This is a genomic window from Streptomyces boluensis, from assembly GCF_009908195.1.
Taxonomy (GTDB): Bacteria; Actinomycetota; Actinomycetes; order Streptomycetales; family Streptomycetaceae; genus Streptomyces; species Streptomyces boluensis.
Genome location: NZ_JAAAHS010000221.1, coordinates 1 through 12626, shown reverse-complemented (window position 1 = coordinate 12626; position 12626 = coordinate 1). Strand labels below are relative to the sequence as shown.

The 12626-nt window shown below is 69.3% G+C and carries 8 protein-coding genes; 7 read left to right on the top strand and 1 reads right to left on the bottom strand.

All coding sequences use genetic code 11. The annotated features are described in order from the left end of the window. On the top strand, positions 1 to 1002 hold a 1002-nt coding region (locus tag GUY60_RS24230), incomplete at its 5' end, for an SUKH-4 family immunity protein (protein ID WP_161701295.1). Positions 1003 to 1095: 93 nt separating this feature from the next. Here GUY60_RS24230 and eccCa read toward each other — a convergent pair. Continuing rightward, positions 1096 to 5040 carry a type VII secretion protein EccCa gene (gene eccCa / locus GUY60_RS24225; RefSeq protein ID WP_161701293.1) on the bottom strand — a complete coding sequence of 1315 codons (3945 nt, stop codon included), beginning with the start codon at positions 5038 to 5040 and terminating at the stop codon, positions 1096 to 1098. A gap of 266 nt (positions 5041 to 5306) precedes the next feature. Between eccCa and eccD the strand changes: the two genes are divergently transcribed. The 6 genes from eccD to GUY60_RS24195 all read left to right on the top strand — a co-directional run bounded on the left by eccD (position 5307) and on the right by GUY60_RS24195 (position 12568). After that, positions 5307 to 6770 (top strand): type VII secretion integral membrane protein EccD, encoded by a 1464-nt coding sequence (gene eccD / locus GUY60_RS24220; RefSeq protein ID WP_161701291.1) that lies wholly within the window; start codon positions 5307 to 5309, stop codon positions 6768 to 6770. A 269-nt stretch (positions 6771 to 7039) separates the two neighbouring features. After that, complete coding sequence (gene rpsO / locus GUY60_RS24215; RefSeq protein ID WP_161701289.1) at positions 7040 to 7327, top strand: 30S ribosomal protein S15; 288 nt, start codon at positions 7040 to 7042, stop codon at positions 7325 to 7327. Positions 7328 to 7714: 387 nt separating this feature from the next. After that, complete coding sequence (locus GUY60_RS24210) at positions 7715 to 9937, top strand: polyribonucleotide nucleotidyltransferase (protein ID WP_161701287.1); 2223 nt, start codon at positions 7715 to 7717, stop codon at positions 9935 to 9937. Further along, on the top strand, positions 9934 to 11313 hold the full coding sequence (locus GUY60_RS24205; protein WP_161701285.1) for a M16 family metallopeptidase: 1380 nt from the start codon (positions 9934 to 9936) through the stop codon (positions 11311 to 11313). The genes GUY60_RS24210 and GUY60_RS24205 overlap by 4 nt, the downstream gene beginning before the upstream one ends. Before the next feature lie 52 nt (positions 11314 to 11365). Beyond that, the gene (dapB, locus tag GUY60_RS24200; RefSeq protein ID WP_161701283.1) at positions 11366 to 12121 is read left to right on the top strand and encodes a 4-hydroxy-tetrahydrodipicolinate reductase; all 756 of its coding nucleotides are present in this window, start codon (positions 11366 to 11368) and stop codon (positions 12119 to 12121) included. 6 nt (positions 12122 to 12127) lie between these two features. Further along, positions 12128 to 12568, top strand: coding sequence for a tetratricopeptide repeat protein (locus tag GUY60_RS24195; protein WP_161701281.1), 441 nt, complete (start codon positions 12128 to 12130; stop codon positions 12566 to 12568). The last annotated feature ends 58 nt before the right edge of the window (positions 12569 to 12626 follow it).

Here is a 12626-nt window from a genome sequence, read left to right as displayed (position 1 = left end):
GCCCCCAAGCCACCGGTCACCGGACCCGGCAACACCGCCGTGTTTACCTACGTCGACCCGGCCACCGGCGAGGAGACCTCGCTGCTCCGCACCTCGGGGCCCGGCCTGGCCCCCGCCGAGACCCGCTGCTACGCCGAGCTGCTGCGCCTGAACATCCCGCCGCAGAACGTCATCGCCGTGCACACCGACCTCAGCCCCAGCCTGCTGCCCGGCGGCTACACCGGCGAGCTGCTGCTCTCCGGCGCCCTGCCGAACGCGGAGTTCTCCACCACCCACGACTACGGCATCTTCGAGCAGGAACGGCTCGACGGCGCCGCCCAACTCGTCGAGCACGTCGAGTCGTTGTACGCCATCACCGGCCACGAACCGCCGCCGCGCCCGCACCGCCCCGCGCTGCCCGCGCGCCTCGCGCCCGCGGCGCCGGTCGCGGACGACTCGCTCGGCCTCCACCTCGACAAGCTTTTCGAGCTGGCGGGCGGCGTACGCCGGTTCACGCCCGAGGAGCTCGACCCGCACCCGCTGCCCGAGTCCGCGCGGGACACGCTGCTCATCGCCGGGCTTCCCGCCGACATACCGTTCTTCTTCGGCGCTCCAGGGCCCACCGAACCGGTACGGGACGCGGCGAGCCACCTGCGGGCCTCCGGTTCGCCGCTCGCCGAGGCCCAACTCGGCACGCTCGCCGGGCATCTGCGGATCGGCACCGACGGCTGGGCCGAGATCACCGTGCAGTGCGCGGGCGCCGAGGACTGGCAGGGCCTGGTCTGGGCGGCCAGCCCCAAGACAGGTTCGGGCCGCCTGGTCAACACCTCGATCGCCGCGTTCGTACGTTCCCTCGCCCTGCTCGTCGCCACCCGCAACGGCATGGTGGGCATGGACCCGTACCAGGCGGGCGCCGCCGTCCAGGAGTTCCAGAACAGGCTGGCCGCGATCGACGCGCGCGCCCTGGGACGGGACAACTGGTGGGCGACCGTCGTCGACCAGATGTGGCACGGACTGCTCTGACCGCACAACCCCACCGGCAAATGCCGACCGGACAACGCCGAAGGGCGGCACCCCCACCGGGAGTGCCGCCCTTCGGCGTCGTACGTACGGAACTCAGAACCGCGACGGCAGCCAGCCCGTCTGGACCATCTGCCCGCCACGCCGACGCGTGTGGAAGTACCCACGGCCGGGCGGGAGTTGGGTCGGCGTGATGTTGCCGAGGAGCTGGCCCTCGACCCGGTCGCCGGAGAGCACCACGCCCTGCGCGCCGAGCTCACGGATGCGCTGCATCACCGGCTCGTACAGCGAGCGGCTCGCGCCACCCGACTGCCGGGCGATGATGACGCGCAGACCGACGTCACGGGCGAACGGCAGGTACTCGAGCAGCGGCTGGAGCGGGTTCATGCCCGTGGCCACCAGGTCGTAGTCGTCGACGATGACGAACGCGTCCGGGCTGCTGTACCAACTGCGGTTACGCAGCTGCTCGGGCGTGACGTCCGGGCCCGGCATACGGCGGCTCAGCGAGCCCGCCAGACCCTCGATCGTCTCCTGCAGGGCCGGCGCCGAGGCGCAGTACCGCGACAGGTGCGACTCCGGGACACCCTCAAGGTGGGCCCGTCGGTAGTCACCCATGACGATCTTCGCCTTGTCCGGCTGGTATCGCTCACAGATCTGCTTGATGAGCAGCCGCAGCAGCGCGGACTTACCCGACTCGCTCTCGCCGAAGATGACGAAGTGCGGGTCGGCCTCGAAGTCCACGAACACCGGGGCCAGTTGGGACTCGTCGATACCGAAGGCGATACCGCGCTCCGGGTGCTCGAAGCCCTTGGGCAGCCGGTCCGCCTCCAGCTGACGCGGAAGGAGTCGCACCGCGGGGGCGGGTGCGCCCTGCCAGTTCTCGTTGATCGCGCGGATCACCACGGAGGTGGCCTCCGCCAGGTCCTCGGTCTCCGAGGAGCCGTCGACCCGCGGCAGCGCGGTCATGAAGTGCAGCTTGTCCTGGGTCAGACCACGGCCGGGGACGGCCGCCGGGACGTTCTGCGCGACCTTGCGGTCGATCTCCGACTCGGTGGGGTCACCGAGGCGCAGTTCGATGCGGTTCTGCAGCATGTCCTTGAGCGCGGGCCGCACCTCGGTGTACCGGCTCGCCGTGATGATCACGTGGACACCGAAGCCGAGACCGCGCATCGCCATGTCGGTGATGGACGCCTCAAGACCTTCGTAGTCCGTCTTGAAGGTTCCCCAGCCGTCGACGATCAGGAAGACGTCACCCCAGGGCTGGTCGGGCAACTGCCCGGCGGCCCGGCGCTGACGGTAGGTCTGGATCGAGTCGACGTTGTTCGCGCGGAAGTACTCCTCCCGCGCGTTCAGGATGCCCTCGACCTCGCTGACCGTACGGCGCACCTTCTCGGCGTCGAGACGGTTGGCGACACCACCGACGTGCGTCAGGTCCTCCATGGCGATGAGACCACCACCACCGAAGTCCAGGCAGTAGAACTGCACTTCGCTCGGCGTGTGGGTGAGCGCGAACGAGGTGATCATCGAACGCAGCAGCGTCGACTTGCCGGACTGCGGACCACCCACGAACAGACCGTGACCCGAACCACCGGAGAAGTCCCGGTACAGCACGTCGCGGCGCTGCTCGAAGGGCTTGTCGACCAGACCGACCGGGACGTTGAGCCGGCCGAGGGCCGTGTAGTCCGGTGCCGTCAGGCCGCGTTCGGGCGTGATGGCGAGCGCCGGAAGCAGCTGCTCCAGGGAGGGAGCCTCCTCCAGCGGCGGCAGCCACACCTGGTGCGCGGGCGGACCCTGGTTGATCATCTTGCTGACGATCACGTCGAGCACGGTGTCGGCCAGCGCGTCGTCGACGCGGTTGTCCACCACCGGCTCCTCGATCACCGGCTGTGGCGGCAGCTCCACATGCGTGGCCTTGAACACCGCGGGCCGCAACTGCGTCGACCGGTGCACACGCGAGGGACCCTCACCGTGGTACGGACCCGACACATAGGCGGCCTTGAACCGCACCATGGTGTCGGTGTCGTACCGCAGATAACCCGAACCCGGGATCGACGGCAGGTGGTACGCGTCCGGCACACCGATCGCCGTACGGGACTCGGCCGCGGAGAAGGTCCGCAGACCGATGCGGTACGAGAGGTACGTGTCCAGACCGCGCAGCTTGCCCTCTTCGAGGCGCTGCGAGGCGAGCAGCAGGTGCACACCCAGGGATCGGCCGATGCGGCCGATCTGGATGAACATGTCGATGAAGTCCGGCTTCGCGGTGAGGAGTTCGGAGAACTCGTCGAGCACGATCACCAGCGACGCCATCGGTTCGAGGGCGGCACCCGCGGCACGCGCCTTCTCGTAGTCCGTGAGGTTGGCGAAGTTGCCCGCCGTACGGAGCAGCTCCTGGCGGCGCTGCATCTCACCCGTGATCGAGTCGCGCATGCGGTCGATCAGCGTGAGGTCGTCGGCGAGGTTGGTGATCACGGCCGCGGTGTGCGGCATGTCCGCCATACCGGCGAAGGTCGCACCACCCTTGAAGTCCGCGAGGATGAAGTTCAGCGTCTCCGAGGAGTGCGTCACCGACAGGCCGAGCACCAGGGTGCGCAGCACCTCGGACTTACCGGAACCGGTGGCGCCGACGCACAGGCCGTGCGGGCCCATGCCTTCCTGCGCCGCCTCCTTGAGGTCGAGCATGACCGGCTCACCGGCCTGGCCGACACCGATCGGCACCCGCAGCCGCTCGTGCAGGGTGCGCGGCCGCCAGGTGCGCGACACGTCCACGGAACCGGCGTCGCCGATGCCCATGAGGTCGGTGAAGTCCAGGTTGGCGAGGAGCGGTTCGCCCTCTTCGGCGCTGCCGACGCGGTACGCGGCCAGCTGCCGGGCGAGCGCCTCGGACTGCTCGAGGCTGAGCACGTCGGGCTTGCCGCTGTACGCCGACTCGTGGCCGACGAAAAGCTGCAGCCTGTCCGGCTTCAGGTACGAGGTCAGGCCACCGCGCAGCTCGTCCTCCAGCTCGCCGGGGGCGATCTCCAGGAACGTGACGCCCTGGAGGCCCTCGGTACCGGCCAGTTCGGAGTCGGGCGGGACCGTGCCGCCGTCCAGGACGACCACCAGGTGCGGCTTTTCGTACACCGGGTTCGCGTCGCGGTTCCAGCGGGGCCGGTCGGACAGCTGGTCCTCCAGCGCCTGCTCCAGCTCACCGAGGTCGTCGAAGAGCAGCCGGGACGAACCCGCGCCGTCCTTCGCCTTGGGGTGCTGGGCGTGCGGAAGCCACTTGATCCAGTCCCAGTCCGCCGCGGCCGAGGGGTGCGCCACCACGGCGACGAGCAGGTCCTCGGGGGAGTGCAGCGTGGCCAACTGGGCGATCGACGCACGGGCGTTGCCGTACACCGTGTCCGTGTCGCCGCAGAGCGCCACGTGGTAGAAGGCGCGCAGCGAGACCGCGACCGGCAGGTCGGCGATCGAGCCGTGCGCGTCGAGGAAGGCCTTCATGGCCGCTGCCGTCAGCGGCTCCAGCTCCTCCTTGGGCGCCGTCTCCGGCGCGACCAGCGGAGTACTCAACTGCTGGCTGCCCAGGCCCATCCGGACCGACGCGAAGTCGTTGTCCGTCGGCCGGCGCTCCCACAGCCGCTTGCCGTCCGTGGCGAGCGCCCAGAGCTGGTCCGCGTCCGGGTGCTGGAACAGCTGCGTACGGCGCTGCAGTTCGGCGGTCTTGTGCACGTCCTTGCGGACCTGCTCCAGGTACCGGAAGTAGTCACGCCGGTCCTGTGCCATCCCCGCGCCGCCGCCCTGCCGGGACTTGGCGAACTGTGCAATGGCCATGGCGAGGGTGGAGGCGAGCATCAAGCCACCCACCACCCGCATGTACGCCGGAAGTTGGGGCATGAAGAAAAAGCCGACTGAACCCAGCATGCCGAACATCGGCAGCAGGTTCATCAGCATGCTTTCGTCGCCCTCCCGAGGAATTTCGGGCGGTGACTCGAGCTTGACCTCCCCCTCCGGGACGGCAGGCGGCTGGACCCGCGGCTGCCGTTTGATGATGACGACGCTCACCGATGCACTCATCCTTCGTCATTGATACGTCCATGCACCGACGCCCCCCGTTGAGCGGCGACGGCATCCCGTCGTAGGCGCTGATCCTACTGTCAAGCTCCGACACTCAGGGAGCCAGGAGGGGGTGGAGATGCGGCGAGGGTGCGAGGAGAAATGAGGGAGGCGGCGCCAGTACCCCCCAACGCTGGCGGTAGGGTGGCGCTCCGCCGTTGTACGCGCGGTGTAAAGACGTAAGTCAGGGCCTTGTATACAGGGGGAATTACCAGGTGAGCACGGGCACATCGACAGGTTTCTGCCGGGTCACCGTCGCAGCGCCGGACAGTCGGATCGATGTGGCACTGCCCGAGGATCTGCCGATCCAGGACATCTATCCAGAGATCGTTCGGCTCTCGGGCATGGCCCACGACGACAACGCCCTCGCCGGCTACCACCTGGTACGCCGCGACGGCGACGTGCTCGACGCGAGCCGATCGCTCCTCGAGCACCGCGTCCGCGACGGCGAGGTGCTGCTGCTGCGGCCGTTCGCCGATTCGCTGCCGCCGGCAGTCCACGACGACGTGGTTGACGCCGTCGCCTCGGCGGTGAAGCAGGATCTGCGTAGCTGGAACGACAACCTCATGCGAGTCGCCGGACTCGTCGCGGGCGTACTGCTGTTGACGATGCTCGGCTTCGTCTTCTGGTTCGCCGATCCGATGCTCCACGACATGAACGGCCTGCAGGGCATCGTCGCCGGCGTCGTCGCCATCTCGCTGACGGCCCTCGCGGGTGTACGCGGCCGGGTCTACGACGACCGCGGCGCCGCCGTCGCACTCGGCATCGCGGCTCTGCCGCACGCACTCATCGCGGGCTCCGGCGTCCTCCAACAGGACGCGGGACAGGGGCCGGGCAAGCTCCAGTTCCTGGTCGGCTGTGTGGTCGTACTGATCTTCTCGGTCGTACTGATCATGCTGCTTCCGCAGGGTGACGCCCCGTTCGTCGCGGCGGCACTCGCCTCCGCGATCGGCACACTCGCCGCGTTCGTCGGCATCCTCACCGAGGCCGAGCCCCGCGAGATCGCCGCCGGCACCGCCGTCGTCGCCGTCGCGGTGATCGGCTTCCTGCCCGGCTGGTCCGCCCGGTTCGCGAAGCTGCCCATCGGCTTCCGCTCCCCGGAGGACCTGGCCCGCGCCCGCCGCGACGGCGACGAGGGCGACCTCGAGGCCGTCGACGTCCAGCGCATCGTCGCCCAGACCAGCCGTGGCCACGAGCTCCTGCTCGGCATGGTCGGCGGCTGCGCCATCGTCATCGTCGGCTCCGCCGGTGCCGTCCTCGGCTTCAGCGAGAGCGGCTGGGCCCAGCTGGTCGCCCTGGTCGTCGGCCTCGCCGCGATGCTCCGCGCCCGGCTTTTCCGCTACACCGCGCAGGTCACCTGCCTGCTCGTCGCGGGCGTCACCACCATCGCGCTGCTGATCCTCGGCCTCGCGATCTCGCCCCCGGCGGAGATTCTGAAGGACCTCTACCTCAGCAACGACTCGGGCCCGGTGAACATCCGCACCCTGTGGCTCGGCGCCTGCGTCCTGGTCGGTGCGCTGCTCCTCGTCGCCATCGCGCTGATCGTTCCGCAGAAGGGCCTCTCGCCCTTCTGGGGCCGGATGCTGGACATCGCGGACTCGCTCGTCCTGCTCTCGCTCATCCCGCTCTGCCTGGCCGTGCTCGACGTGTACGCCAAGATGCGCGGCGGCATCGGCTAGCGCGCGGACCGCAGCACCGCTTCGTACGACCGACAGAGGCCCGGGATTCACCCGGGCCCCTGTCGCGTTCCCGGGGCCGCCGTCCCTGGCGAGGGGGGCTTACGCCGACTGGTAGTCTGTGTGGCGGCCGCTTGTGTACGCGCCTCCGGAGCCCTCAGAAGCACGGGAGGCAGCGCCCAGCGGATCCCCGCCTTCCGAGTCACGGAAGCTCTCCTGAGATGTAGACCAGGGGCACTCGGTGGGCATCACCAGACAACTGAGGAGTTCGCGTGTCCCTCGACACCGCCACGAAGAAGTCCATCATGGCCGAGTTCGCCACCAAGGAGGGTGACACCGGCTCCCCCGAGGTCCAGGTCGCCCTGCTCTCGCGTCGTATCTCCGACCTGACGGAGCACCTCAAGACCCACAAGCACGACCACCACTCGCGTCGTGGTCTGCTGATCCTGGTCGGCCAGCGTCGCCGCCTGCTGCAGTACCTGGCCAAGAAGGACATCACGCGCTTCCGCGCCCTCGTCGAGCGCCTCGGCATCCGCCGCGGTGCGGCGGGCGCCAAGTAAGACGTCGTGAAGGGAGCGGTTCCCACGGTTAGGGGGCCGCTCCCTTTGCTGTACGTGCGCACGGAGCACGACGGCTTTGTACTCTGGTCGCGGAACGTCGTACGAGACGTACGTCACTCATGACGCGACATCCGCACGATGAAGCCGTCATCGCAGAACGCAGAACAACGCGATAGACACAGGGAGGAGCGCCCTCCGCCGACGCCGGTCCTCGGTAGTGGCCCCCGGGAGAACGAAAAGCACCCCCGGGTGCTTCGATCGAAGACCGGCCCGCACACAAGGCGCGCTTCTCCGCCCCCGTCCCGCCGCCACACGGGCGGCGAGGGCAAAAGACGACAGTCCGGTGTCACGCAGACGCCGGACGACAAGCAAACGGAGAGATCGCTAGTGGAGAACGAGACCCACTACGCCGAGGCCGTCATCGACAACGGCACCTTCGGCACCCGCACCATCCGCTTCGAGACGGGCCGCCTGGCCAAGCAGGCCGCCGGCTCCGCCGTCGCGTACCTGGACGACGACACCATGGTGCTGTCGGCCACCACCGCTTCCAAGAAGCCCAAGGACCAGCTCGACTTCTTCCCCCTCACGGTGGACGTCGAGGAGCGGCAGTACGCCGCCGGCAAGATCCCCGGTTCGTTCTTCCGTCGTGAGGGTCGCCCCTCCGAGGACGCGATCCTGACCTGCCGCCTGATCGACCGGCCGCTGCGTCCTTCCTTCAAGAAGGGCCTGCGCAACGAGATCCAGATCGTCGAGACGATCATGGCGCTCAACCCCGACCACCTGTACGACGTGGTCGCGATCAACGCCGCCTCCTGCTCCACGCAGCTGGCCGGCCTGCCCTTCTCCGGCCCGATCGGCGGCACCCGTGTCGCGCTGATCAAGGGCCAGTGGGTCGCGTTCCCGACGCACACCGAGCTCGAGGACGCTGTCTTCGACATGGTGGTCGCCGGTCGCGTCCTTGAGGACGGCGACGTCGCGATCATGATGGTCGAGGCCGAGGCCACCGAGAAGACCATCGAGCTCGTCAAGGGCGGCGCCCAGGCGCCGACCGAGGAGATCGTGGCCGCCGGCCTCGAGGCCGCGAAGCCCTTCATCAAGGCGCTCTGCAAGGCCCAGGCCGAGCTCGCGTCGAAGGCCGCGAAGCCGACCGGCGAGTTCCCGGTCTTCCTGGACTACCAGGACGACGTCCTCGAGGCCCTGTCCGCCGCCGTCACCTCCGAGCTGGCGCAGGCGCTGACCATCGCCGGCAAGCAGGAGCGCGAGGCCGAGCTGGACCGCGTCAAGGAGATCGCCGCCGAGAAGCTGCTCCCGCAGTTCGAGGGTCGCGAGAAGGAGATCTCCGGTGCGTACCGCGCGCTGACCAAGAAGCTGGTCCGCGAGCGCATCATCAAGGACAAGGTCCGCATCGACGGCCGTGGCCTGACCGACATCCGTACGCTCGCGGCCGAGGTCGAGGCCATCCCGCGCGTGCACGGCTCGGCGCTGTTCGAGCGTGGCGAGACCCAGATCCTGGGCGTCACCACCCTCAACATGCTCCGCATGGAGCAGCAGCTGGACACCCTTTCCCCGGTGACCCGCAAGCGCTACATGCACAACTACAACTTCCCGCCGTACTCCGTCGGTGAGACCGGCCGCGTCGGTTCGCCGAAGCGCCGCGAGATCGGCCACGGCGCGCTCGCCGAGCGCGCCATCGTGCCGGTGCTGCCGACGCGCGAGGAGTTCCCCTACGCGATCCGTCAGGTGTCCGAGGCTCTCGGCTCCAACGGCTCGACGTCCATGGGCTCGGTCTGCGCCTCGACCATGTCGCTTCTGAACGCCGGTGTGCCGCTGAAGGCCGCCGTCGCCGGTATCGCCATGGGCCTGATCTCCCAGGAGATCGACGGCGACACGCACTACGTCGCCCTCACCGACATCCTCGGTGCGGAGGACGCCTTCGGTGACATGGACTTCAAGGTCGCCGGCACCAAGGAGTTCGTGACCGCGCTCCAGCTCGACACCAAGCTGGACGGCATCCCGGCCTCCGTCCTGGCTGCGGCCCTCAAGCAGGCCCGCGACGCCCGGCTGCACATCCTCGACGTGATGACCGAGGCGATCGACGTTCCGGACGAGATGTCCCCGAACGCGCCGCGCATCATCACCGTCAAGATCCCGGTGGACAAGATCGGTGAGGTCATCGGCCCCAAGGGCAAGATGATCAACCAGATCCAGGAGGACACCGGCGCCGACATCACGATCGAGGACGACGGCACCATCTACATCGGTGCCGCCGACGGTCCGGCCGCCGAGGCCGCCCGCGCCACGATCAACGGCATCGCCAACCCGACCATGCCGGAGGTCGGCGAGCGCTACCTGGGCACCGTCGTGAAGACGACGACCTTCGGTGCGTTCGTGTCGCTGCTCCCGGGCAAGGACGGTCTGCTGCACATCTCGCAGATCCGTAAGCTCGCCGGCGGCAAGCGCGTGGAGAACGTCGAGGACGTCCTCGGTGTGGGCCAGAAGGTCCAGGTCGAGATCGCCGAGATCGACTCGCGCGGCAAGCTCTCCCTCATCCCCGTGGTCGAGGGCGAAGAGGGCGACGACGCCGACAAGAAGGACGACGCCGACAAGTGACGTCCCGTAGCACCACGACGACGGCCCGCCCCTCCTCGGAGGGGCGGGCCGTCGCCCGTACTCAAACTCTGCTCAAGGGCAAGGACGGCATCGGCACCGTGCGCCGCACGACGCTGCCGGGCGGCCTGCGCGTCGTCACCGAGACTCTGCCCTCCGTACGCTCCGCGACCTTCGGCATCTGGGCCAACGTCGGTTCGCGCGACGAGACGCCGTCGCTGAACGGCGCGACGCACTACCTCGAACACCTCCTCTTCAAGGGCACCAAGAAGCGCACCGCCCTGGACATCTCCGCCGCGATCGACGCGGTCGGCGGCGAGATGAACGCCTTCACGGCGAAGGAGTTCACCTGCTACTACGCGCGGGTGCTCGACACCGATCTGCCGCTCGCCATCGACGTGGTGTGCGACATGCTCACCGGCTCGCTGATCGAGCAGGCGGACGTGGACGCCGAACGCGGCGTCATCCTCGAAGAGATCGCGATGACCGAGGACGACCCGGGCGACTGCGTGCACGACCTGTTCGCGCACACGATGCTCGGCGACACCCCCCTCGGCCGCCCGGTCCTCGGCACCGTCGACACCATCAACGACCTCGACGCCACCCGTATCCGGCGCTTCTACAAGAAGCACTACGACCCCCGCCACCTGGTGGTCGCGGCCGCGGGCAACGTCGATCACAACAAGGTCGTACGCCAGGTCCGCGCCGCCTTCGAGAAGGCCGGCGCACTCAAGGACTCGGAGGCGACACCGCTCGCCCCGCGCGGCGGCCGTCGCGCGATCCGTACGGCGGGTGGCCTCGAGGTCGTCAACCGCAAGGCCGAACAGGCCCACGTGGTCCTCGGCATGCCCGGCCTGGCCCGCACCGACGACCGCCGCTGGGCGCTCGGCGTCCTCAACACGGCACTCGGCGGCGGCATGTCGTCCCGCCTCTTCCAGGAGGTACGGGAGAAGCGCGGCCTTGCCTACAGCGTGTACTCGTACACCTCGGGCTACGCCGACTGCGGTCTCTTCGGCGTGTACGCGGGCTGCCGCCCGAGCCAGGTGCACGACGTGCTGAAGATCTGCCGGGACGAGCTCGACCAGGTCGCCGAGCACGGGCTCACGGACGACGAGATCGGCCGCGCGATCGGCCAGCTCGCCGGTTCCACGGTCCTCGGCCTCGAGGACACCGGTGCGCTGATGAACCGCATCGGCAAGAGCGAGCTGTGCTGGGGCGATCACATGTCGGTCGACGACATGCTCGCCCGGATAGCCGCGGTCACCCCGGACGAGGTGCGGGAAGTGGCGCGCGACATCCTGGGACAGCGTCCCTCGCTGTCCGTCATCGGCCCGCTGAAGGACAAGCAGGCCGCGCGCCTGCACGAAGCGGTCTCCTGACGGCGTACCGCTCTCGACTCGCGTACTCCAACTCGCGTAAGGAACAAGGCACATGAGCAAGCTGCGCGTGGCGGTCCTGGGCGCCAAGGGCCGGATCGGCTCCGAGGCGGCCCGGTCCGTCGAGGCCGCCGACGACCTGGAACTGGTCGCCGCACTCGACCGTGACGACAACATCGAGGCACTCGCCGAGGCGGGCGCCCAGGTCGCCGTCGACCTGACGCACCCGGACGCGGTGCTCGGCAACCTCGAGTACTGCGTCAGCCACGGCATCCACGGTGTCGTCGGTACGACGGGCTGGACCGACGAGCGCCTCGCGCGGCTGCGCGGCTGGCTGGAGGCCTCGCCCTCCACCGGCGTCCTGATCGCCCCGAACTTCTCCATCGGCGCGGTCCTGACCATGCAGTTCGCCCAGCAGGCGGCCCGCTTCTTCGAGTCGGTCGAGGTCATCGAGCTGCACCACCCGAACAAGGCGGACGCCCCCTCGGGCACCGCCCACCGCACGGCTCAACTGATCGCGGCGGCCCGCGAGAAGGCGGGCTGCGCCCCGCAGCCCGACGCCACGAGCACCGCGCTCGACGGCGCCCGTGGCGCGGACGTCGACGGCGTACCGGTCCACTCGGTACGGCTGCGCGGGCTCCTGGCCCACCAGGAGGTGCTGCTCGGCGGTGAGGGCGAGACGCTGACGATCCGTCACGACTCGCTGCACCACAAGAGCTTCATGCCGGGCATCCTGCTCGGCGTCCGCCGCGTCGTCGACACCCCGGGCCTCACCTTCGGCCTGGAACACTTCCTCGACCTCGACAGCTGACCCGACATGCGCGCAAAGATCACGTACTTCGCCCTGGCCGCCGCCCTGGTCGTCTATTTCGTCCTGGTCGGCAGCCGCGGCGTACTGCTGATACGCGAAGGCACCGCGATCACCGTGACGTTCGGCGTCGCGGTGCTCGTACTGCCGCTCATCGGCGTGTGGTTCCTCTGGAAGACGACCCAGTTCGCCCGGAAGGCGGACGCCCTGGCCGCCGAACTCGAAGCGGAGGGTGGCCTCCCGGTCGACGAGCTCAAGCGGACCCCGAGCGGCCGCATCGACCGTGACTCGGCGGACGAGGTCTTCGCCCGCCGCCGCGCGGAGACCGAGGACTCACCGGACGACTGGCGCTGCTGGTTCCGTCTGGCCGTCGCCTACCACGACGCCCGCGACACCCCGCGCGCCCGCAAGGCGATGCAGCGGGCGATCGCCTTGCACGACGGCAAGTAAGGCCGCGCGACGGGAAGTTGAGGGAGCAGGCCCTCGGGAGAGCGGGGCGGGTCGGGCG

Coding starts and splice junctions, on each gene's coding strand:
- dapB (WP_161701283.1), top strand. CDS start 11,366: ATGAGCAAGCTGCGCGTGGCGGTCCTGGGCGCCAAGGGCCGGATCGGC.
- GUY60_RS24195 (WP_161701281.1), top strand. CDS start 12,128: ATGCGCGCAAAGATCACGTACTTCGCCCTGGCCGCCGCCCTGGTCGTC.